General features: G+C 60.6%; 17 protein-coding genes and 1 pseudogene. 10 read left to right on the forward strand and 8 right to left on the reverse strand.

Annotated elements, in window-relative coordinates:
• Positions 1 to 53: 53 nt before the first annotated feature.
• Together ACZ9BE_RS02580 and yejK are read right to left on the reverse strand one after the other, a co-directional pair.
• Complete coding sequence (locus ACZ9BE_RS02580) at positions 54 to 404, reverse strand: glutaredoxin family protein (RefSeq protein ID WP_056783081.1); 351 nt, start codon at positions 402 to 404, stop codon at positions 54 to 56.
• Positions 404 to 1,408, reverse strand: a complete 1,005-nt coding sequence (gene yejK, locus ACZ9BE_RS02585; protein WP_039759184.1) for a nucleoid-associated protein YejK — start codon at positions 1,406 to 1,408, stop codon at positions 404 to 406. The genes ACZ9BE_RS02580 and yejK overlap by 1 nt, the downstream gene beginning before the upstream one ends.
• A 395-nt stretch (positions 1,409 to 1,803) precedes the next feature.
• Between yejK and ACZ9BE_RS02590 the strand changes: the two genes are divergently transcribed.
• Entirely contained in the window at positions 1,804 to 2,085 is a 282-nt protein-coding gene (locus ACZ9BE_RS02590; RefSeq protein WP_003221909.1) for an HU family DNA-binding protein, read from the forward strand.
• 194 nt (positions 2,086 to 2,279) lie between these two features.
• Here ACZ9BE_RS02590 and rlmF read toward each other — a convergent pair whose 3' ends face one another.
• The 5 genes and pseudogenes from rlmF to ACZ9BE_RS02615 all read right to left on the reverse strand — a co-directional run bounded on the left by rlmF (position 2,280) and on the right by ACZ9BE_RS02615 (position 8,949).
• Entirely contained in the window at positions 2,280 to 3,299 is a 1,020-nt protein-coding gene (gene rlmF, locus ACZ9BE_RS02595; protein ID WP_476248877.1) for a 23S rRNA (adenine(1618)-N(6))-methyltransferase RlmF, read from the reverse strand.
• A 233-nt stretch (positions 3,300 to 3,532) separates the two neighbouring features.
• Positions 3,533 to 6,380, reverse strand: a pseudogene (locus ACZ9BE_RS02600) (valine--tRNA ligase).
• Between the two features lie 194 nt (positions 6,381 to 6,574).
• Positions 6,575 to 6,961 carry a hypothetical protein gene (locus tag ACZ9BE_RS02605; RefSeq protein ID WP_056783087.1) on the reverse strand — a complete coding sequence of 129 codons (387 nt, stop codon included), beginning with the start codon at positions 6,959 to 6,961 and terminating at the stop codon, positions 6,575 to 6,577.
• Between the two features lie 8 nt (positions 6,962 to 6,969).
• Positions 6,970 to 7,398: a DNA polymerase III subunit chi gene (locus ACZ9BE_RS02610; protein WP_056783088.1), complete on the reverse strand. Its 429-nt coding sequence runs from the start codon at positions 7,396 to 7,398 to the stop codon at positions 6,970 to 6,972.
• A gap of 60 nt (positions 7,399 to 7,458) precedes the next feature.
• Positions 7,459 to 8,949: a leucyl aminopeptidase gene (locus ACZ9BE_RS02615; RefSeq protein WP_039759172.1), complete on the reverse strand. Its 1,491-nt coding sequence runs from the start codon at positions 8,947 to 8,949 to the stop codon at positions 7,459 to 7,461.
• 475 nt (positions 8,950 to 9,424) lie between these two features.
• On the opposite strand from ACZ9BE_RS02615, the gene lptF reads away from it, so the two are divergent.
• From lptF to pdxJ, 8 genes are all read left to right on the forward strand, one after another.
• Entirely contained in the window at positions 9,425 to 10,546 is a 1,122-nt protein-coding gene (gene lptF, locus ACZ9BE_RS02620) for an LPS export ABC transporter permease LptF (RefSeq protein WP_016771566.1), read from the forward strand.
• Positions 10,539 to 11,600 (forward strand): LPS export ABC transporter permease LptG, encoded by a 1,062-nt coding sequence (lptG, locus tag ACZ9BE_RS02625; RefSeq protein ID WP_056783092.1) that lies wholly within the window; start codon positions 10,539 to 10,541, stop codon positions 11,598 to 11,600. The genes lptF and lptG overlap by 8 nt, the downstream gene beginning before the upstream one ends.
• A 173-nt stretch (positions 11,601 to 11,773) precedes the next feature.
• Entirely contained in the window at positions 11,774 to 13,570 is a 1,797-nt protein-coding gene (lepA, locus tag ACZ9BE_RS02630) for a translation elongation factor 4 (RefSeq protein WP_016771564.1), read from the forward strand.
• Between the two features lie 9 nt (positions 13,571 to 13,579).
• Positions 13,580 to 14,434, forward strand: a complete 855-nt coding sequence (gene lepB, locus ACZ9BE_RS02635; RefSeq protein WP_056783094.1) for a signal peptidase I — start codon at positions 13,580 to 13,582, stop codon at positions 14,432 to 14,434.
• Positions 14,435 to 14,603: 169 nt separating this feature from the next.
• Positions 14,604 to 15,293 (forward strand): ribonuclease III, encoded by a 690-nt coding sequence (gene rnc, locus ACZ9BE_RS02640; RefSeq protein ID WP_024011703.1) that lies wholly within the window; start codon positions 14,604 to 14,606, stop codon positions 15,291 to 15,293.
• Positions 15,286 to 16,188, forward strand: a complete 903-nt coding sequence (era, locus tag ACZ9BE_RS02645; protein WP_016771562.1) for a GTPase Era — start codon at positions 15,286 to 15,288, stop codon at positions 16,186 to 16,188. Before rnc ends, era begins: the two co-directional genes overlap by 8 nt.
• A gap of 166 nt (positions 16,189 to 16,354) precedes the next feature.
• The gene (gene recO / locus ACZ9BE_RS02650) at positions 16,355 to 17,044 is read left to right on the forward strand and encodes a DNA repair protein RecO (protein ID WP_150636220.1); all 690 of its coding nucleotides are present in this window, start codon (positions 16,355 to 16,357) and stop codon (positions 17,042 to 17,044) included.
• Between the two features lie 39 nt (positions 17,045 to 17,083).
• A complete protein-coding gene (gene pdxJ, locus ACZ9BE_RS02655) occupies positions 17,084 to 17,830 on the forward strand; it encodes a pyridoxine 5'-phosphate synthase (RefSeq protein ID WP_095180437.1) in 747 nt (248 codons plus the stop codon).
• An 83-nt stretch (positions 17,831 to 17,913) separates the two neighbouring features.
• On the opposite strand, the gene mltF is transcribed toward pdxJ, so the two are convergent.
• Complete coding sequence (gene mltF / locus ACZ9BE_RS02660) at positions 17,914 to 19,374, reverse strand: membrane-bound lytic murein transglycosylase MltF (RefSeq protein WP_476248878.1); 1,461 nt, start codon at positions 19,372 to 19,374, stop codon at positions 17,914 to 17,916.
• Positions 19,375 to 19,659: 285 nt separating this feature from the next.
• Between mltF and purL the strand changes: the two genes are divergently transcribed.
• Entirely contained in the window at positions 19,660 to 23,556 is a 3,897-nt protein-coding gene (gene purL / locus ACZ9BE_RS02665; protein ID WP_095180438.1) for a phosphoribosylformylglycinamidine synthase, read from the forward strand.
• Positions 23,557 to 23,561 lie beyond the last annotated feature (5 nt).

The raw sequence follows: 23,561 nt of genomic DNA on the forward strand, positions 1-23,561 counted from the left end.
TACACCGATCTCATGTAGGAGCTGCCGAAGGCTGCGATCTTTTGATCTTGATTTTATTTCAGGGCAGCGAGGATTTCGTCGGGATCGAACCCGCGAATCAACGTGCCGTTCACATCGATCAGCGGAATCCCGCGTCCACCCAGTGCCTCATACGCCTTGCGCGCATCGGCATCCTTCTCGATGTCGAACTCCTTGAACGGTATGCCCTTGCTGTCGAGAAAGCGTTTGGTCTGTTTGCAGTAGCCGCACCAGTCGGTGGCATAGAGCACGACATTGGCTTGCGCCCGGGTCTGCGGCGAGACCATTTGCGCGGGATTGAATACCCGCTCGATCTTGCCCCAGTTCTGATAGACCACGACCACCAGCAGCACCAGGGCGACCTTTTTCAGCACATTGCCGAGCATCAGTTACGCCGCTTCAACTGATCGGTCAGCGAAGTCGGCAGGCCTTTGATGATCAGGGTGCCGTTCTCTTCGTCGTACTCGATCTTCGAGCCCAGCAGGTGCGCTTCGAAGCTGATCGACAAACCTTCGGCGCGGCCGGTGAAACGACGGAATTGATTGAGGGTGCGCTTGTCTGCCGGAATCTCTGGCGACAGGCCATAGTCCTTGTTGCGGATGTGATCGTAGAAGGCTTTCGGGCGTTCCTCGTCGATCAGCTCCGACAGCTCCTCAAGACCCATCGGTTCGCCGAGCTTGGCCTGGCTGCTGGCATAGTCGACCAGGGTCTTGGTTTTCTCGCGGGCCGAGTCTTCCGGCAGGTCTTCGCTCTCGACAAAGTCACTGAAGGCCTTGAGCAGTGTGCGCGTCTCGCCGGGGCCGTCGACGCCTTCCTGGCAACCGATGAAGTCGCGGAAATACTCCGAGACCTTCTTGCCATTCTTGCCCTTGATGAACGAGATGTACTGTTTCGACTGCTTGTTGTTCTGCCACTCCGAGACATTGATCCGCGCTGCCAGATGCAACTGGCCAAGGTCGAGATGGCGCGAGGGCGTCACGTCGAGCTCGTCGGTCACCGCCACACCTTCGCTGTGATGCAGCAGGGCGATCGCCAGATAGTCGGTCATGCCTTGCTGATAGTGGGCGAACAGCACGTGGCCACCCACCGACAGGTTGGATTCTTCCATCAGTTTCTGCAGATGCTCGACCGCCACTTTACTGAACGCGGTGAAGTCACGGCCGCCTTCCATATACTCCTTCAGCCAGCCGCTGAACGGGAATGCGCCGGATTCCGGATGGAACAGGCCCCAGGCTTTGCCCTGTTTGGCGTTGTAGCTTTCGTTGAGGTCGGCGAGCATGTTTTCGATGGCTGCGGACTCGGCCAGTTCAGAGTCACGGGCGTGCAGAACTGCGGGCGTGCCGTCGGGTTTTTTGTCGATCAGGTGGACGATGCAATGACGGATCGGCATGGGCTTCTCGGCTGTTGGAAGGGAGGAGGGCAGGCTCCCCCGAAAAAGCGCTCAGTGTACCGCAACCACTGGTTTTGGCGCGGGTTGCAGGGCAAAACCGGGGCGCGCGCCCGGCCTTAAGCGGTTTTTTACCGATTTAGCGCAATAAAGCTGACCAAATGGGTAGCTAGAGGCGGATATTTCCTTGTCGCTGTGCTAGTTTTGCCCGGTCTTACGCGAAGTCACTGCGTTAAGCGTGCATTCAGCATTTGTCAGGTCGAACCAAACCCTGATTTCGGCATCTATAACCCGACTCGTCGTGGTTATCGCCGAGGGTGCCAGATCCAGAAGATCGGGCTCGATGGCTGACACTGCACTCTGCAATCCATATGAATTTGATAGGGAAGGAACACTACATGGCTCTTACTAAAGACCAACTGATCGCCGACATCGCTGAAGCTATCGACGCGCCGAAAACCACCGCGCGTAACGCTCTGGACCAACTGGGCCAAATCGTTGCCGATCAGCTGGAAAACGGCGGCGAAATCACCTTGCCAGGTATCGGCAAGCTGAAAGTGACCGAGCGTCCTGCCCGCACCGGCCGTAACCCTTCGACTGGCGCTGCCATCGAAATCCCTGCAAAGAAAGTGATCAAGCTGGTTGTGGCCAAAGGCCTGACCGACGCTGTGAACAAGTAAGACGCAGCGATAAAAAAACCGTGCTTCGGAGTGATCCGGGGCACGGTTTTTTTGTGTCTGTGATTTAGCGACTGAATCGCAGGGCCAATGTGGGAGCGAGCCTGCTCGCGAAAGCGGTAGGTCAGTCGATATTGAAGCTGACTGACACGCCGCCTTCGCGAGCAGGCTCGCTCCCACAGGGGATCTGCTGTGTGTTAGCGAACCCAGCGCTCACGCCGCCAGATCTGCTGCTCGGACTTCGTCTGGAAGGTCCAGGCAACAAAGCGGCTCTGCTTCTGGCCCTGCGACATCTCCACGACCTGGCTCTCCAGCACGCCGACCTTCTTCAGTGCCGTCTCGATGGCCGGCAGGTTCGAGGCCTTCGACACCAGCGTGCTGAACCACAACACCTTGTGCTGGAAGTTCGCACTTTCGGCAATCAACTGCGTCACAAAGCGCGCTTCACCGCCTTCACACCACAGCTCCGCCGATTGCCCGCCGAAGTTCAACACCGGTAGCTTGCGTTTCGGGTCGGCCTTGCCCAAGGCGCGCCATTTGCGCTCGCTGCCCTTGGTCGCTTCTTCCATCGAAGCGTGGAACGGCGGGTTGCACATGGTCAGGTCGAAACGCTCGCCCGGCTCCAGCAAGCCAATGAGGATGTGCTTGCGGTTTTCCTGCTGGCGCAGCTGGATCACTTTGCTCAGATCATTGGACTGCACGATGGCTCGCGCCGCCGCCACGGCTGTCGGGTCGATCTCCGAGCCGAGGAAGTGCCAACGGTATTCGCTGTTGCCGATCAACGGATAAACGCAGTTGGCGCCCATGCCGATATCCAGCACATTGACGATCGCGCCGCGCGGGACCTTGCCGTCGTTCATGCTCGCCAGCAGGTCGGCGAGAAAGTGCACATAGTCGGCACGCCCCGGAACAGGAGGGCAAAGATAGTCCGCCGGGATGTCCCAATGCTGGATGCCGTAGAACGCCTTGAGCAGCGCCCGATTGAACACACGCACCGCGTCGGGGCTGGCGAAGTCGATGCTTTCCTTGCCGTACGGGTTGGTGATCACGTACTTGGCCAGTTCCGGCGTGGTCTTGATCAGCGCCGGAAAGTCGTAACGACCCTGATGGCGATTGCGCGGATGCAGGCTGGCCTTCTCGCGCGGCTCGACGGCTTTGCTCGGGGAGGCGGCGTCAGGCTTCTTGCGCGCAGGTTTGGGTGTGCGGGGGGCGGTCATGGGCGTGGTCGATTCGGGTATGGCTGAAAGTGGCGGGCATTGTCCCACATCTGAAGGCAACACCGTTCAAACTGTGGGAGCGAGCCTGCTCGCGAAGGCGGTTTCACATCCGGCAGATTTGTCGGCTGACACAGCGCTTTCGCGAGCAGGCTCGCTCCCACAGGGGACTCAAGGTTTTTCAGGAATAAAAAAGGGAGGCCACTTGGGCCTCCCTTTTTCAGTGCGGTTTGCCGTTACAGACTGGCAATCCGCGCGTGCTGCTCGGCCAGTTTGCCCAGGGCTTGTTCGGCCTCGGCCAGTTTGGCGCGTTCCTTCTCGATGACTTCGGCCGGGGCCTTGTCGACGAAACCGGCGTTGGACAGCTTGCCGCCAACGCGCTGGACTTCGCCCTGCAGACGCAGGATTTCCTTGTCCAGACGCGCCAGTTCCGCGCCCTTGTCGATCAGACCGGCCATCGGCACCAGCACTTCCATCTCGCCGACCAGTGCGGTAGCGGACAGCGGTGCTTCTTCGCCAGCGGCGAGTACGGTGATCGATTCCAGACGCGCCAGCTTCTTCAGCAGCGCTTCGTTCTCGGTCAGGCGGCGCTGGTCCTCAGCGCTGACGTTCTTCAGGAAGATCGGCAGTGGCTTGCCCGGGCCGATGTTCATCTCGCCACGAATGTTGCGCGTGCCGAGCATCAGTTCCTTGAGCCATTCGATGTCGTTTTCCGCCGCCGGATCGATGCGCTCCTCGTTGGCCACCGGCCAAGGCTGCAGCATGATCGTCTTGCCCTGAATACCGGCCAGCGGCGCGATGCGCTGCCAGATTTCTTCAGTGATGAACGGCATGAACGGATGCGCCAGACGCAGCGCCACTTCCAGCACGCGCACCAGCGTCCGGCGAGTGCCGCGCTGGCGTTCGACCGGCGCGTTCTCGTCCCCACAGCACAGGCTTGGACAGCTCCAGATACCAGTCGCAGTATTGGTTCCAGATGAACTCGTACAGCGCTTGCGCGGCGAGGTCGAAACGGAACTGATCCAGTTGGCGGGTCACTTCGGCTTCGGTGCGTTGCAGCTGCGAGATGATCCAGCGATCAGCCAGCGACAGCTCGTAGGCTTCGCCGTTCTGGCCGCAGTCTTCGCCCTTGTCCAGAACGTAACGCGCGGCGTTCCAGATCTTGTTGCAGAAGTTGCGATAGCCTTCGACGCGACCCATGTCGAACTTGATGTCGCGACCGGTCGAGGCCAGCGAGCAGAACGTGAAGCGCAGGGCGTCGGTGCCGTAGCTTTCGATGCCGTTGGCGAACTCTTCGCGGGTGGCTTTCTCGATCTTCTTCGCCAGTTTCGGTTGCATCAGGCCCGAAGTGCGCTTCTGCACCAGGGTTTCCAGGTCGATGCCGTCGATGATGTCCAGCGGGTCAAGGACGTTGCCCTTGGACTTGGACATCTTCTGGCCTTGGCCGTCGCGTACCAGACCGTGTACGTACACAGTCTTGAACGGAACCTGCGGAGTGCCGTCTTCGTTCTTCATCAGGTGCATGGTCATCATGATCATCCGGGCAACCCAGAAGAAGATGATGTCGAAACCGGTGACCAGCACGTCGGTAGAGTGGAATTTCTTCAGGAACTCGGTCTGCTCAGGCCAGCCCAGGGTCGAGAAGGTCCACAGGCCGGAACTGAACCAGGTGTCGAGTACGTCGTTGTCCTGTTGCAGCGCGACGTCCGGGCCGAGGTTGTGCTTGGCACGGACTTCGGCTTCGTCGCGACCGACGTAGACCTTGCCCGACTCGTCGTACCAGGCCGGAATCCGGTGGCCCCACCACAGCTGACGGCTGATGCACCAGTCCTGGATGTCGCGCATCCACGAGAAGTACATGTTTTCGTACTGTTTGGGCACGAACTGGATGCGACCGTCTTCAACGGCAGCAATCGCCGGCTCGGCCAGAGGCTTGGTCGATACGTACCACTGGTCGGTCAGCCACGGCTCGATGACCGTGCCGGAACGATCGCCTTTCGGCGTTTTCAGGTTGTGATCGTTGACACTCACCAGCAGGCCGGCAGCGTCGAACGCGGCAACGATCTGCTTACGCGCTTCGAAACGCTCAAGGCCGGCGAACTCGGCCGGAATCTTGCCGTCGATGCTCTCGTTCAGCGTGCCGTCGAGGTTGAACACCTGAGCGGCAGGCAGCACGTTGGCGTTCTTGTCGAAGATGTTCAGCAGCGGCAGGTTGTGGCGCTTGCCGACTTCGTAGTCGTTGAAATCGTGGGCCGGGGTGATTTTCACGCAGCCGGTGCCGAATTCAGGGTCGCAATAATCGTCGGCGATGATCGGGATGCGCCGGCCAACCAGTGGCAGCTCGACGAATTTGCCGATCAGCGCTTTGTAGCGTTCGTCGTTCGGGTTAACCGCGACGGCGGAGTCACCGAGCATGGTTTCCGGACGGGTGGTGGCGACGATCAGGAAGTCATCGCCCTCGGCGGTTTTTACACCATCGGCCAATGGGTATTTCAGGTTCCACAGGAAGCCTTTCTCTTCGTGGTTTTCCACTTCGAGGTCGGAAATCGCCGTGTGCAGTTTGGTGTCCCAGTTGACCAGACGCTTGCCGCGGTAGATCAGGCCGTCTTCATGCAGGCGCACGAAAGCTTCCTTGACCGCTTCCGAGAGGCCGTCGTCCATGGTGAAGCGCTCGCGGCTCCAGTCGACGGACGAGCCGAGGCGACGGATCTGCCGGCTGATGTTGCCGCCGGACTGATCTTTCCATTCCCAGACTTTTTCGAGGAATTTTTCCCGGCCCAGATCGTGACGATTCTGGCCCTGGGCTTCGAGTTGGCGCTCCACCAGCATCTGCGTGGCGATACCGGCATGGTCGGTGCCCGGTTGCCACAGGGTGTCGCGACCCTGCATGCGGCGGAAACGGATCAACGCGTCCATGATCGCGTTGTTGAAACCGTGACCCATGTGCAGGCTGCCGGTGACGTTCGGCGGCGGGATCATGATGGTGTAGGACTCGCCCGCGCCTTGCGGGGCGAAGTAGTTCTCGGACTCCCAGGTCTTGTACCAGGAAGTTTCAATGGCGTGCGGCTGGTAGGTCTTATCCATGCGCGGCGGGACCCTATTGGCATTTATTCAGGAAAAGCCGGGAAGTATAGCGGGGCATGGTGCCGAGGGCGAGCGGGGGAGGTCGGGCGGAGATCTAAATGTAGGAGCTGCCGAAGGCTGCGATCTTTTGATCTTGTTTTTTGTGAAAGCAAAGTCAAAAGATCGCAGCCTTCGGTAGCTCCTACACCAGCGGCTTATTCGTACTGGCTGAGCAGCCGCTCCATCCGCGCATCCAGGCGACGTTTGATTTCGGTTTCGATGTGCGGGGCGAAGTCGTCGATCACGTCTTGCATGATCAATTGCGCGGCGGCGCGCAGTTCGCTGTCCAGGTGCAGCAAGGCATCCGGGCCTTTATCGACCGGTGCGGCAGCCGGGGCAGCCGGCGGCGCTGGTGGCGGCTCGACGGCCGCCGGCTGATTGCCGACGGAATCGAACAGCATCGGAATCTGTTCCTGTTCGCCGTCATCGACCGTATCGGTCAACAGCGGCGGTTGCAGGTTGTCATCGCCGAGCAACTGGCGGATCGATTCGAGATCGTCCAGCAGGTGTGCGGATTTCTGTTGCGGTTTCGGAGTGTCCATTGGAATGCTCAGAGTCGCTGTAAACGGTGGTCTTGCAGAGAATAGCCCTGTTCGCGGTAGAAACGGAAACTCTCCCGCGCCGCTGCGCGGATGGTCGGATCTTCCACCACCACTTCCGCCACGCGGGCGAATTTGCTGGCGAAGGCCGGGACTTTCAGATCGAGATTGACCAGCAGATCCTGGTGCTCACCGCAGTCTGCCCCGTGTCCCAGCACGATCAAACCGTCGGGCTCACTGTCGGCAGGGCCGTGAGGCACGAAACTTTCGCCCTTGAATGCCCACAGACGCGCATCGAGATCGTCACGTTGGGCCGCATCGCTGCAATGCAGGTAGATGCGATGGCCCATGCGCCAGGCTTTCTCGGTGAGCTTGCAGGCGAAATCCAGACGCGCTGAAGGATCGGCGCTGGGCAGGATATAGAAGTCGACTTTGGTCATTGCGGTTCCAGAGCGGCAAGCGGCGTCACCCGAAAGTGGCGCCGCCGCCCATCAGCGGTGTCAGGCTTTGGCGCGATCGAGCAGGTACTGGGTCAGCAGCGGAACCGGACGGCCAGTGGCGCCCTTGTCCTTGCCGCCGCTGGTCCATGCCGTGCCGGCGATGTCCAGGTGCGCCCAGTTGAGGTTCTTGGTGAAGCGCGACAGGAAGCAGGCGGCAGTGATGGTGCCGGCCTTCGGCCCGCCAATGTTGGCGATGTCGGCGAACGGGCTGTCCAGCTGCTCTTGATACTCATCGAACAGCGGCAGTTGCCAGGCGCGGTCGTCCGCAGCTTTGCCGGCGCTGAGCAACTGGTCGATCAGTTCGTCGTTGTTGCCCAGCAGGCCGGACGTGTGTGCGCCCAGGGCAACTACGCAAGCACCGGTCAGGGTGGCGATGTCGATCACCGCTTGTGGCTTGAAGCGCTCGGCGTAGGTCAGTGCATCGCACAGCACCAGACGGCCTTCAGCGTCGGTGTTGAGGATTTCCACGGTCTGGCCGCTCATGGTGGTGACGATATCGCCCGGCCGCGAAGCATTGCCGCTTGGCATGTTTTCGGCGCAGGCGAGGATGCACACCAGATTGATCGGCAGTTTCAGCTCAAGCACAGCACGCAAGGTCCCGAACACGGAGGCAGCGCCGCCCATGTCGTACTTCATCTCGTCCATGCCGGCGCCCGGCTTCAGGCTTATGCCGCCAGTGTCGAAGGTGATGCCCTTGCCGACCAGCGCGTATGGCTTCTCGGATTTCTTGCCGCCGTTGTATTGCATGACGATCAGGCGCGGCGGCTGGGCGCTGCCCTGGCCCACGGCGTAGAACGAGCCCATGCCGAGGGATTTGATCTTTTTCTCGTCGAGTACTTCGACTTTCAGATCCTTGAACTCTTTGCCCAGGTTCTTCGCCTGTTCGCCCATGAAGGTCGGGTGGCAGATGTTCGGTGGCAGGTTGCCAAGGTCGCGGGTGAAGGCCATGCCGTTGGCGATGGCGGTGGCGTGGTTCACGGCGCGCTGCACTTCGGCTTGCGCAGCCTTGATGGTCAGCAGGGTGATTTTCTTCAGGGCGCGTGGTTCGGCTTTCTGGCTCTTGAACTGGTCGAAGGTGTAGCCGCCGTCGACCAGGGTTTCTGCCAGCAGGCGAGTCTTGCCGTAGCTGTCGCGACCTTTGACGATGACTTCATCCAGCGCCAGCACGGCGTCACCGCCGCCCAGGCCTTTGAGGGTGTTGAGGATGCCGGCAACGATTTTGCGGAACGGACGGTCGCCCAGTTCTTCGTCCTTGCCCACGCCGACCAGCAACACGCGCTCGGCTTTCAGGTTCGGCAGGCTGTGCAGCAGCAGGCTCTGACCGACCTTGCCGGCCAGGTCGCCACGCTTGAGCACGGCGCTGATCGCGCCACCGCTCGACTCGTCGACCAGTCTGGCGGCGACACCGAGTTTGCGGCCTTCGCCGACGGCAACCACCAGGGTGGCGGTTTTCAACGTTTCTGGGCTAACGCTTTTTACAACCAGTTCCATGTCCGGATCCCTGAATGAATGGTCAACACGCAGGCGTTCGACGCTGTGCGCAGTCGCCTGCTTATAGATAGAAGAGGCGCAGGCCAAAGCCTGCGACAAGGGCCGCAGTTTGAACCTCGCTCCCCGCGCCTGACAACCCTAGGGGGCGTTCTCAATTAGTTTTCACACCGCGTTGTCGCCTTAAAGCCAGCCAGGCAAGGCGCAGGCCGCTGGGAATGGTTGTTCCCTTTCCAAGGCCTGCAACGCAGACTGGCCGGCTTTAAGGCACAACCCGGCGCGGTGTGAAAACTAATTGAGAACGCCCCCTGGGTTGTACCATCAGCAAAGGATTACAGAGATGGATGAGTGTGCGCAGTGACAGGCGCACCCAATCACAGGATAATGCCGCATCTTTTTTCGACCGCTCTGCATGGCGGGCCGGTCGATGTGTTTGCTTGTTTGGCCGCCTTAGCCTGACAACCCTGGAGTGTCTGGTTTGATCGTCTTCCGTTATCTGTCCCGCGAAGTCCTGTTGACCCTCAGCGCCGTAAGTGCCGTGCTGCTGGTCATCATCATGAGCGGTCGCTTCATCAAATACCTGGCGCAGGCTGCGGCCGGTCAGCTCGATCCGGGCTCGCTGTTCCTGATCATGGGCTTTCGTCTGCCGGGCTTTCTGCAACTGATTTTGCCGCTGGGCCTGTTCCTCGGGATCCTGCTGGCCTACGGTCGGCTGTACCTCGAAAGCGAAATGACCGTGCTCTCGGCCACCGGCATGAGCCAGCAGAAGCTGTTTCGCATGACCCTGTTTCCGGCAACGCTGGTGGCACTGGTGGTCGCGTGGCTGAGCCTCGGCCTGGCTCCGCAGGGCGCCAACCAGTTTCAGCTGCTGCTGAACAAGCAGGACGCGCTGACCGAGTTCGATACCCTCGAGCCGGGCCGCTTCCAGGCCCTGCGTGATGGCACTCGGGTGACCTACACCGAAACCCTGAGCGACGATCGCGTCAATCTCGGCAGCGTGTTCATCTCGCAGAAGAACCTCGGTGCCGATAAGAAGGACCGCGGGATTTCCGTACTGGTGGCCGAGTCGGGCCGTCAGGAAATCCGCCCCGATGGCAATCGCTACCTGATTCTCGACAACGGCTATCGTTATGACGGCAGCCCCGGGCAGGCCGATTACCGCGCCATTCATTACGAAACCTACGGCGTGCTGCTGCCCAAGCCGGACGTCAGCGAAGAAGTCACCGACCGTGACGCGATGCCGACCTCGTCCCTGTGGGGCAGCGACGACATTCGTTCGAAAACCGAACTGCAATGGCGTATGTCGCTGCCGTTGCTGGTGTTCATCGTGACCCTGATGGCGGTGCCGCTGTCGCGGGTGAATCCGCGTCAGGGGCGTTTCCTCAAGCTGCTGCCGGCGATTCTTCTTTATATGGCTTACCTGACCATCCTGATTGCCGCTCGCGGCGCCCTTGAAAAAGGCAAGATCCCGCCGGCCCTCGGCCTGTGGTGGGTGCACGCGATCTTCCTGGTGATCGGCCTCGGCCTGCTGTATTGGGAGCCGCTGCGCCTGAAACTGGCCAGCCGTCGCAGCGCTGCGCTGGAGGTGGCCCGTGGTTAAACTCGACCGCTACATCGGCAGCAGCGTGTTCATGGCGATCATCGCCGTGCTGGCGATCATCCTCGGCCTGGCGACGCTGTTTGCCTTCATCGATGAAATGGGCGACGTCAGCGACACCTACACCCTGGTCGACGTGCTCGGTTTTGTATTGCTGACCGCACCGCGCCGGCTGTATGAAATGTTGCCGATGGCCGCATTGATCGGCTGCCTGATCGGTCTCGGCAGTCTGGCCAGCAGCAGTGAGCTGACGGTCATGCGCGCTGCTGGCGTGTCGATCGGCCGCATTGTCTGGGCCGTCATGAAACCGATGCTGGTGCTGATGCTCGCCGGCGTGCTGATCGGCGAATACGTCGCCCCGGCCACCGAAAGCATGGCCCAGGCCAATCGCTCGCTGGCCCAGGGCAGCGGCGACGCGCAAAGCGCCAAGCACGGTATGTGGCACCGTCAGGGTGAGGAATTCATCCACATCAACGCGGTTCAGCCGAACGGTCTGTTGTACGGCGTGACGCGCTATCACTTCGACAAGGAGCGCCATCTGCTCAGCTCCAGCTTCGCTAAGAAGGCCGAGTTCGACGGCACCAAGTGGCAGCTCACCGACGTTGCCACCACGCTGTTCCATGAGCGCAGTACTGAAGTGGTCAACAGTCCGAGTGAGGAGTGGGACGTGGCGTTGAGCCCGCAGCTGCTCAGCACCGTAGTCATGGCGCCGGAATCGCTGTCGATCAGCGGTCTGTGGGGCTACATCCACTATCTGGCGGAGCAGGGCCTGAGCAATGGTCGCTACTGGCTGGCATTTTGGGTCAAGGTGTTGCAGCCGCTGGTGACCGCCGCGCTGGTGCTGATGGCGATCTCGTTCATCTTCGGCCCACTGCGCTCGGTGACCCTTGGTCAGCGGGTCTTCACTGGCGTGCTGGTGGGCTTCACCTTCCGCATCGTCCAGGATCTGTTGGGGCCATCGAGTCTGGTGTTCGGTTTCTCGCCGTTGTTTGCGGTGCTGGTGCCGGCCGGCGTGTGTGCGCTGGCAGGTGTCTGGCTGCTCAGGCGCGCGGGCTGATGAACAAGCTTTCATTCAGCGCTTGAACCCTGAAAACGCCTCGGTCGCCAGACCGGGGCGTTTTTGCATGCGATCCGGGTGACAGGCGAACGTGACGCTTGCGCCGTGTATCAGGTACAATTCCCGGCTATTTTTCGGCGGGCCAAGCCTGCAGCCTTTTTGAGTGTTGATCCGTGAGTGATTTGAGTCATATCCGCAATTTCTCCATCATCGCCCACATTGACCATGGCAAGTCGACGCTGGCTGACCGTTTCATCCAGATGTGCGGCGGCCTGGCCGAGCGTGAAATGGAAGCCCAGGTACTGGATTCCATGGATCTTGAGCGTGAACGCGGGATCACCATCAAGGCCCACAGCGTTACCCTCTATTACAAAGCCAAAGACGGCATCACCTATCAGCTGAACTTCATTGACACCCCGGGCCACGTCGACTTCACCTATGAAGTCAGCCGTTCCCTGGCGGCGTGCGAAGGCGCCTTGCTGGTGGTCGATGCGGGGCAGGGCGTAGAAGCCCAGTCCGTGGCCAACTGCTACACCGCCATCGAGCAGGGCCTGGAGGTCATGCCGGTCCTGAACAAGATCGACCTGCCACAGGCCGAGCCGGATCGCGTCAAGGACGAGATCGAGAAGATCATCGGCATCGACGCCACCGATGCCGTCACCTGCAGCGCCAAGACCGGCCTGGGTGTCGACGAAGTGCTCGAGCGTCTGGTGCACACCATTCCTGCGCCGACCGGCAACATCGAAGATCCGCTGCAAGCGTTGATCATCGACTCCTGGTTCGACAACTACCTGGGCGTTGTTTCCCTGGTACGCGTGCGCCACGGCCGCGTGAAGAAGGGCGACAAGATTCTGGTCAAGTCCACCGGCAAGGTGCACCTGGTCGACAGCGTCGGCGTGTTCAACCCTAAACACACCGCCACCGTTGATCTGAAGGCCGGCGAAGTGGGCTTCATCATCGCCAGCATCAAGGACATTCACGGTGCGCCGGTTGGTGACACCCTGACCCTGAGCTCCACCCCTGATGTGCCGGTGCTGCCGGGCTTCAAACGCATTCAGCCACAGGTTTACGCCGGTCTGTTCCCGGTCAGTTCCGACGACTTCGAGGATTTCCGCGAAGCGCTGCAGAAGCTGACCCTGAACGACTCGTCGCTGCAGTACACCCCGGAAAGCTCCGACGCCCTGGGCTTTGGCTTCCGTTGCGGCTTCCTCGGCATGCTGCACATGGAAATCATCCAGGAGCGCCTCGAGCGCGAATACGACCTGGACCTGATCACCACCGCGCCGACCGTAATTTTCGAGCTGGTGCTGAAAACCGGTGAAACGATTTACGTCGACAACCCGTCGAAGCTTCCGGACGTGTCGGCGATCGAGGACATGCGCGAGCCAATCGTGCGCGCCAATATCCTCGTGCCGCAGGAACATTTGGGCAACGTCATCACCCTGTGCATCGAGAAACGCGGCGTTCAGGTCGACATGCTGTTCCTCGGCAATCAGGTGCAAGTCACCTACGACCTGCCGATGAACGAAGTGGTCCTGGACTTCTTCGACCGTCTCAAATCCACCAGCCGCGGCTATGCTTCGCTGGACTACCATTTCGATCGTTACCAATCGGCTAATCTGGTGAAACTGGACGTGCTGATCAACGGCGACAAGGTCGATGCCCTGGCATTGATCGTGCACCGTGACAATTCGCACTTCAAAGGTCGCCAGTTGACCGAGAAGATGAAAGAACTGATTCCTCGTCAGATGTTCGACGTGGCGATTCAGGCCGCCATCGGTGGTCAGATCGTGGCCCGGACAACCGTCAAGGCGCTCAGAAAGAACGTATTGGCCAAATGCTACGGCGGTGACGTCAGTCGTAAGAAGAAGCTGCTCGAGAAGCAGAAGGCCGGTAAGAAACGCATGAAACAGGTCGGCAACGTGGAAATTCCACAGGAAGCCTTCCTCGCCGTGCTCAGGTTGGAATAATCAGGTCCTATGTCGCTAAATTTCCCGCTGTTGCTGGTCATCGCCGTGTTCGTCTGCGGCCTGTTGGCGTTGATTGATCTGCTGTTCCTGGCACCGCGTCGGCGGGCTGCCATTGCCTCTTATCAAGGCAGTGTCAGCCAACCCGAGCCTGTGGTGGTCGAGAAGCTGAACAAAGAGCCGCTGCTGGTTGAATACGGCAAGTCGTTCTTTCCGGTGCTGTTCATCGTGCTGGTGCTGCGTTCGTTCCTGGTGGAGCCGTTCCAGATTCCGTCCGGCTCGATGAAACCGACCCTGGATGTCGGCGACTTCATTCTGGTGAACAAGTTTTCCTACGGCATCCGTCTGCCGGTGATCGACAAGAAGATCATCGAAGTCGGTGACCCGCAGCGCGGCGATGTGATGGTGTTCCGCTACCCGAGCGACCCGAACGTCAACTACATCAAGCGTGTGGTGGGCCTGCCGGGTGACACGGTGCGTTACACCGCCGACAAGCGTCTGTTCGTCAACGGTGAGTCGATCGCCGAGAAGATGGCCGGCGCCGAAGCAGGTTCGCTGGGCAGCGCGGAGCTCTATCAGGAAAAACTCGGCGCAGCCGAGCACCTGATCCGCAAGGAAATGAGCCGCTACCGCGCCACTCCGGACCGTTCGTGGACAGTGCCTGCCGGGCACTACTTCATGATGGGCGACAACCGCGACAATTCGAATGACAGCCGCTACTGGGATGATCCGAACATTCCCAAGGATCTGCTGGGCATGGTTCCCGACAAGAATATTGTCGGCAAGGCCTTCGCGGTCTGGATGAGCTGGCCAGAGCCGAAACTCAGCCACCTGCCGAATTTCTCGCGGGTCGGCCTGATCAAGTAATCAAACACGGCGCTGTTGACCACAGCGCCGAATGCATTTCTGGAGCCGGCACAATCGGCTTCGCAATCGCCAGGATCTATTTTTTGAACACAGCGTTAATTGTCCCAGGCCTGCGCCGTACCCCGGCGATGGCAGTGGAAACCAGCCACGAACTCAGCGTGGGTAAACCGTGAGCGTTTCTCTAAGCCGTCTCGAGCGCCAGCTCGGTTACACCTTCAAGGATCAGGAGCTGATGCTGCTGGCCCTCACGCACCGCAGTTTTGCCGGGCGCAACAACGAGCGTCTGGAATTCCTCGGTGATGCCATCCTCAACTTCGTCGCTGGCGAGGCGCTGTTCGATCGCTTCCCGCTGGCCCGCGAAGGTCAGTTGTCGCGTTTGCGCGCACGGCTGGTAAAAGGTGAGACGCTGGCCGTACTGGCTCGCGGTTTCGACCTCGGTGATTATCTGCGCCTGGGTTCAGGTGAACTGAAGAGCGGTGGTTTCCGCCGTGAATCGATTCTCGCCGATGCCCTCGAAGCTCTGATCGGTGCGATCTACCTCGATGCCGGCATGGACGTCGCCCGCGAGCGCGTACTGGCGTGGCTGGCCGGCGAATTCGAAGGCCTGACGCTGGTCGACACCAACAAGGATCCGAAAACCCGCTTGCAGGAACACCTGCAATCGCGCGGTTGCGAACTGCCACGCTACGAAGTGGTGGATATTCAGGGCGAACCGCACTGCCGTACCTTCTTCGTCGAGTGCGAAGTGGTCTTATTGAATGAAAAAAGCCGAGGTCAGGGTGTGAGCCGTCGTATTGCCGAACAGGTAGCGGCCGCCGCAGCACTGATTGCCCTGGGCGTGGAGAATGGCAATGACTGATACAAACGCAACTCGCTGTGGCTACGTTGCCATCGTCGGCCGTCCCAACGTCGGCAAGTCGACGCTGCTCAACCACATCCTCGGGCAGAAGCTCGCGATCACCTCGCGCAAGCCGCAGACTACTCGCCACAACATGCTCGGCATCAAGACCGAGGGCGACGTGCAGGCGATCTACGTCGACACCCCGGGCATGCACAAGGGTGGCGAAAAGGCCCTGAACCGTTACATGAACAAAACCGCTTCGGCGGCGTTGAAAGACGTTGACGTGGTGATCTTCGTTGTCGACCGCACCAAGTGGACCGACGAAGACCAGATGGTGCTTGAGCGTGTGCAGTATGTGACCGGCCCGCTGATCGTCGCGTTGAACAAGACCGATCGCATCGAAGACAAAGCCGAGCTGATGCCGCACCTGAGCTGGTTGCAGGAACAGCTGCCAAATGCGCAGATCATTCCGATTTCCGCGCAGCACGGGCACAACCTCGAAGCGCTGGAAAAGGTCATCGCCGATCACTTGCCGGAGAATGATCACTTCTTCCCGGAAGACCAGATCACTGACCGCAGCAGCCGTTTCCTTGCCGCCGAACTGGTGCGCGAGAAAATCATGCGCCAGATGGGTGCCGAGCTGCCGTACCAGATCACCGTCGAAATCGAAGAATTCAAGCAGCAGGGCAAGACCCTGCACATCCACGCGTTGATTCTCGTCGAGCGTGACGGCCAGAAGAAAATCATCATTGGCGACAAGGGCGAGCGCATCAAGCGCATCGGCACCGAGGCGCGCAAGGACATGGAGCTGCTGTTCGACTCCAAGATCATGCTCAACCTGTGGGTCAAGGTGAAGGGCGGCTGGTCCGATGACGAGCGCGCGCTGCGTTCGCTGGGTTATGGCGATCTGTAAGTAGCGATCTCGAGAACACCGATACTCACTGTGGGAGCGAGCCTGCTCGCGAAGAGGATGTAACATTCAGCATTGATGTTGACTGTCACTCCGCTTTCGCGAGCAGGCTCGCTCCCACAGTGGTTTTGGGTTGTATGTAAAACCGCGTTTCTTCATCGAGAACTCAATGTCGCAAAACCCGCCTCCCGCCCAACCCGCCTATGTCCTGCATTCGCGCGCCTATCGCGAAACCAGCGCACTGGTCGATTTCCTCACGCCGCAAGGTCGGCTGCGGGCGGTGTTGCGCAGTGCGCGGGGCAAGGCCGGGACGCTGGCGCGGCCGTTCGTGGCGCTGGAGGTCGAGTTTCGTGGCAAGGGCGAGCTGAAGAATGTCGGGCGCATGGAGAGTTCTGGCACCTCTGCGTGGCTCAACGGCGAGGCGCTGTTCAGCGGCCTCTATCTCAACGAGCTGTTGATTCGGCTGTTGCCTGCCGAAGATCCGCATCCGGCGGTGTTCGATCATTACGCCGCGACCTTGCTGGCGCTGGCCGAAGGTCGACCACTGGAACCGTTGCTGCGCTCCTTCGAATGGCGATTGCTGGATGATCTCGGCTACGGCTTCTCGATGAACACTGACATCCACGGTGAGCCCGTCGCTGCTGACGGTCTCTATCGCCTGCAAGTCGATGCCGGGCTCGAAAGGGTGTATCTGCTGCAGCCAGGCCTGTTCAACGGTGCCGAGCTGCTGGCCATGGCCGAAGCCGACTGGTCGGCGCCCGGTGCGCTGTCGGCGGCCAAGCGTCTGATGCGCCAGGCGCTGGCGGTGCATTTGGGCGGGCGCCCGCTTGTCAGTCGCGAGCTGTTTCGCAAGCCCTGATATGCTGTGCGCCGAATCTCTCAATTCAGGAGCGCATCCGTGACCAGCAGCAATCGCATTCTTCTCGGCGTGAACATCGACCACGTCGCCACCCTGCGTCAGGCCCGTGGCACGCGCTACCCGGATCCGGTCAAAGCGGCGCTGGATGCAGAAGAGGCGGGCGCCGATGGCATCACCGTGCACCTGCGCGAAGATCGCCGTCACATCCAGGAGCGCGACGTGTTGCTGCTCAAGGATGTGCTGCAAACCCGCATGAACTTCGAAATGGGTGTCACCGAAGAAATGATGGCGTTCGCCGAGCGCATTCGCCCGGCGCATATCTGCCTGGTCCCGGAAACCCGTCAGGAGCTGACCACCGAAGGCGGTCTGGATGTAGCGGGGCAGGAGGAGCGCATCAGGGCTGCGGTCGAGCGCTTGTCGAAAATCGGCAGCGAAGTGTCGCTGTTCATCGACGCCGACGAGCGCCAGATCGCCGCCTCCAAGCGCATCGGTGCACCGGCCATCGAGCTGCACACCGGGCGCTACGCCGATGCCGAAACTCCCACCGAAGTGGCTGAAGAGCTCAAACGCGTCGCTGATGGCGTGGCATTCGGTCTGGCGCAGGGCCTGATCGTCAATGCCGGGCATGGCCTGCATTACCACAACGTCGAGGCCGTGGCGGCGATCAAAGGCATCAACGAACTGAACATCGGCCACGCGCTGGTGGCGCATGCGTTGTTCGTGGGCTTCAAGTCCGCCGTATCGGAAATGAAAGCGCTGATTCTGGCTGCTGCTCTCAAGGGCTAAGATCAAAAGATCGCAGCCTTCGGCAGCTCCTACAGGTGTACACATAACCCTGTAGCAGCTGCCGAAGGCTGCGATCTTTTGCTTTAAAGAGGGGCGGGCTCTTGCGCCGGTTTCGACTTGTCGATCGCCGGCACATGCAGGTTGCCCTCGGCCACCTGATCGCCCTCAAGCTGCGGCTGGGTCACCCAAGTCAGGATGTCGTAGTAGCGACGGATGTTCGCCACGAAGTGCACCGGTTCGCCACCCCGGGCGTAACCGTAGCGGGTCTTGCTGTACCACTGCTTCTGCGAGAGGCGCGGCAGGATCTTTTTCACGTCCAGCCACTTGTCCGGATTCAAACTTTCCTTCGCCGCCAGTTTGCGCGCGTCATCCAGGTGGCCGCTGCCGACGTTGTACGCCGCCAGGGCGAACCAAGTGCGATCCGGTTCCTGGATCGAATCGTCGAGCTGATCTTTCATATAAGCCAGGTACTTGGCACCGCCCATAATGCTCTGCTTGGGATCGAGGCGGTTCGACACGCCCATCGCCTGCGCGGTGTTCTGGGTCAGCATCATCAGACCGCGCACGCCGGTTTTCGAGGTCACCGTCGGCTGCCACAGGGACTCCTGATAACCGATGGCGGCCAGCAGGCGCCAGTCGACTTTCTCTTTCTTCGCGTAGTTCTTGAAGTGCTGTTCGTATTTCGGCAGACGCTGCTGCAAGTGCTGGGCGAAGGTGGTGGCGCCCATGTAGCCAAGCACATCGACATGGCCGTAGTAGCGGTCTTTCAGGCGTTGCAGGGTGCCGTTCTTTTGCACCTTGTCCAGATACGCATTGATTTCATTGAGCAGGCTGTTGTCTTCGCCCGGGCCCACCGCCCAGCTCTGGCTGCGCGCGTCGCCGAGGTCGAAGGCCACGCGGATGTTGGTGAAGTACACCTGATTCATCGCCACTTCGTTGGAGTCGACCAGGGTCAGGTCAATCTGGCCTTCATCGACCATGCGCAGCAGATCGACCACTTCAACGGCGTCGGATTCTTCGTATTCGATACCGGGATATTTCTGTTTCAGCGCGGCCAGTTGTTCGGCGTGGGTGCTGCCCTTGAGCACGGTGATCTTCTTGCCGACCAGATCCGCCGGATCTGTAGGGCGCGACTGGCCGTTGCGGTAGATGATCTGCGGGGTGACTTCGAGGTAGGAGTGGGAGAACCGCACCTGCTTCTTGCGTTCATCGCTGCTGACCAGACCGGCGGCCGCGAGTACCGGGCCGTTCGGCTTGCCGATCTGGTTGAACAGGTCATCGAGATTGTCGGCCGTCTCGATCTTCAGCTCGACGCCCAAATCGTCGGCGAAGCGCTTCACCAGCTCGTATTCGAAGCCGGTTTCACCGCTGCGATCCTGAAAGTAGGTGGCGGGGCTGTTGCGGGTAACCACGCGCAGCACACCATCCTCCTTTACGCGCTCGAGTGTGTTGGGTTTATCAACACAGCCACCGAGCATCAGGAAGAGTCCGGTTGCGATCAGCCATTTGGCGTATCGCGGACGCAAAGCCGTTGGGAAAAACATCTGCGCAGTATACGCAAACGGCCACGAGCGCCATATCTCGACAGCGTAGGACTAGTCTGCTAGCGATCACAAATCCGAGCGAAATCCCTTGAATACGGGCCTTCAGGGCATTTTGTTACAGTAAAAATAAGCCATGCTGAAACGCTCGATTTACCTGACCCCGAAGGCAGAAACACAGATTGCTACCCGAGTGCAACCGTGCGTAGCGTTTCGGGTGATGTTGAGGTCGGTTTAGGCTAGAATGCACGGCCTCAAAGCACACCCCTTCCCGAGGCTGTCCCGAAGATGTTGATCCTGCGCGGCGCTCCTGCCCTTTCTGCCTTTCGCCACAGCAAACTCCTTGAGCAACTGAGCCAGAAGGTTCCAGCTGTCAGTGGCCTGTATGCTGAATTCGCTCACTTCGCCGAAGTCACCGGCGTCCTGACCGGCGACGAACAGCAGGTGCTAGCGCGCCTTCTGAAGTACGGCCCAAGTGTTCCGGTTCAAGAGCCGACCGGCCGTCTGTTTCTGGTGTTGCCGCGTTTCGGCACCATCTCGCCGTGGTCGAGCAAGGCCAGCGACATCGCCCGCAACTGCGGCCTGAGCAAGATCCAGCGCCTGGAACGCGGTATCGCCTTCTATGTTGCAGGGCAGTTCAGCGAAGCCGAAGCCCAGCTGATTTCGGACGCGCTGCATGACCGCATGACCCAGATCGTGCTGGCCAACCTCGAGCAGGCCGCCGGTCTGTTCAGCCACGCCGAGCCGAAGCCGCTGACCGCCATCGACATCCTCGGTGGCGGCCGTGCCGCGCTGGAGAAGGCCAACACCGAGCTGGGCCTGGCCCTGGCCGAAGACGAGATCGACTATCTGGTCAACGCCTTCAACGGTCTGAAGCGCAACCCGCACGACATCGAACTGATGATGTTCGCCCAGGCCAACTCCGAGCACTGCCGCCACAAGATCTTCAACGCCAGTTGGGACATTGACGGCCAGAGCCAGGAAAAAAGCCTGTTCGGCATGATCAAGAACACCTATCAGATGCACAGCGAAGGCGTGCTGTCCGCTTACAAGGACAACGCTTCGGTGATTGTCGGCAACGTTGCCGGCCGCTTCTTCCCGAACCCTGAAACCCGCCAGTACGGCGCGGTGCAGGAGCCGGTGCACATCCTGATGAAGGTTGAAACCCATAACCACCCGACCGCGATTGCCCCTTTCCCGGGCGCATCCACCGGCTCCGGTGGCGAGATCCGTGACGAAGGTGCAACCGGTCGTGGCGCCAAGCCCAAGGCCGGCCTCACCGGTTTTACCGTCTCCAACCTGCAGATCCCAGGCTTCGAACAGCCGTGGGAAGTGCCGTACGGCAAGCCTGAGCGCATCGTCACCGCGCTGGACATCATGATCGAAGGCCCGCTCGGCGGCGCTGCGTTCAACAACGAATTCGGCCGTCCGGCCCTGACCGGCTACTTCCGTACCTTCGAGCAGTCGATCACCACCCCGCACGGCGACGAAGTGCGCGGTTACCACAAGCCGATCATGCTGGCTGGCGGCATGGGCAACATCCGTGAAGAGCACGTCAAGAAAGGCGAGATCGTGGTCGGCTCCAAGCTGATCGTGCTCGGCGGCCCGGCAATGCTGATCGGCCTGGGCGGCGGCGCGGCTTCCTCCATGGCCACCGGCACCAGCTCGGCAGACCTGGATTTCGCTTCGGTACAGCGTGAAAACCCTGAAATGGAGCGTCGTTGCCAGGAAGTCATCGACCGTTGCTGGCAGTTGGGCGACAAGAACCCGATCAGCTTCATTCACGACGTTGGCGCGGGCGGTCTGTCCAACGCCTTCCCGGAACTGGTCAACGACGGCGATCGCGGTGGCCGTTTCGAACTGCGCAACATTCCAAACGACGAGCCGGGTATGGCCCCGCACGAAATCTGGTCCAACGAATCCCAGGAACGTTACGTGCTGGCGGTCGGCCCGGAAGATTTCGAGCGCTTTCAGGCGATCTGCGAACGCGAGCGTTGCCCGTTTGCCGTGGTCGGGGAAGCCACTGCCGAACCGCAATTGACCGTCACCGACAGCCACTTCGGCAACAACCCGGTGGACATGCCGCTGGAAGTGTTGCTGGGCAAGGCGCCGCGCATGCACCGTTCGGTGGTTCGCGAAGCCGAGCTGGGCGATGACTTCGATCCGTCGAACCTCGACATCAGCGAGTCCATCGAACGCGTTCTGCATCATCCGGCCGTGGCCAGCAAAAGCTTCCTGATCACCATCGGCGACCGCACCATCACCGGCCTCGTCGCCCGTGACCAGATGGTTGGCCCATGGCAAGTGCCGGTGGCCGACGTTGCCGTCACCGCCACCAGTTTCGACGTCTACACCGGTGAAGCCATGGCGATGGGCGAGCGTACTCCGCTGGCTCTGCTGGACGCGCCGGCATCGGGCCGCATGGCCATCGGCGAAACCATCACCAACATTGCCGCCTCGCGCATCAACAAGCTCTCCGACATCAAACTGTCGGCGAACTGGATGTCGGCGGCCGGTCACCCGGGCGAAGACGCGCGTTTGTATGACACCGTGAAAGCGGTCGGCATGGAGCTGTGCCCTGAGCTGGGCATCACCATTCCGGTGGGCAAGGACTCGATGTCCATGGCCACGCGCTGGAACGACAATGGCGAAGACAAGACCGTCACCTCGCCGATGTCGCTGATCGTCACCGGTTTCGCGCCAGTGGCTGACATCCGTCAGACCCTGACCCCGGAACTGCGCATGGACAAGGGCACCACCGACCTGATCCTGATCGACCTCGGTCGCGGCCAGAACCGCATGGGTGCATCGATCCTCGCGCAGGTCCACGGCAAACTCGGCAAGCATGCGCCGGACGTCGATGACGCTGAAGACCTGAAAGCCTTCTTCGCAGTGATCCAGGGCCTCAACGCCGACGGTCACCTGCTGGCCTACCACGACCGTTCCGACGGTGGTCTGCTGACCTCCGTGGTGGAAATGGCCTTCGCCGGCCACTGCGGTCTGAGCCTGAACCTGGACAGCGTTGCCGAATCCGCTTCGGAAATCGCCGCGATCCTGTTCAACGAAGAACTCGGCGCAGTGATCCAGGTTCGCCAGGACGCCACCCCGGACATCCTCGCGCAGTTCAGCGCCGCCGGTCTGGGCGACTGCGTGTCGGTGATCGGTCAGCCGATCAACAATGGCCAGATCAACATCACCTTCAACGGTGACACCGTGTTTGAAGGCCAGCGTCGTCTGCTGCAGCGTCAGTGGGCCGAAACCAGCTACCAGATCCAGCGTCTGCGCGACAACGCCGACTGCGCCGAGCAGGAATTCGACGCGCTTCTGGAAGAAGACAATCCGGGCCTGAGCGTCAAGCTCAGCTACGACGTCAATCAGGACATCGCCGCGCCTTACATCAAGAAAGGCATCCGCCCACAGGTTGCCGTACTGCGTGAGCAGGGCGTCAACGGTCAGGTGGAAATGGCCGCCGCGTTCGACCGCGCCGGTTTCAGCGCGATCGACGTGCACATGAGTGACATCCTCGCCGGTCGTGTCGACCTCAACGAGTTCAAAGGCCTGGTGGCCTGCGGCGGTTTCTCCTACGGCGACGTGCTCGGCGCCGGTGAAGGCTGGGCCAAGTCGGCGCTGTTCAACAGCCGCGCCCGCGATGCGTTCCAGGGCTTCTTCGAGCGTAACGACAGCTTCACGCTGGGCGTGTGCAACGGTTGCCAGATGATGTCCAACCTGCACGAGCTGATCCCGGGCAGCGAGTTCTGGCCGCACTTCGTGCGCAACCGCTCCGAGCAGTTCGAAGCGCGGGTGGCGATGGTGCAGATCCAGGAATCGAACTCGATCTTCCTGCAGGGCATGGCCGGTTCGCGCATGCCGATCGCTATCGCCCACGGTGAAGGTCATGCCGAGTTCGCCAGCGAAGAAGCACTGCTGGAAGCCGATCTGTCCGGTTGCGTGGCGATGCGTTTTGTCGACAACCACGGCAAGGTCACCGAAGCCTACCCGGCCAACCCGAACGGCTCGCCGCGCGGGATCACCGGTCTGACCAGCCGTGACGGTCGCGTGACGATCATGATGCCGCACCCGGAGCGTGTGTTCCGCGCGGTGCAGAACTCGTGGCGTTCGGAAGACTGGACCGAGGATGCTCCTTGGATGCGCATGTTCCGTAATGCGCGCGTCTGGGTTAACTAAGGCCT

The organism is Pseudomonas sp. TE9122 (genome assembly GCF_056278925.1).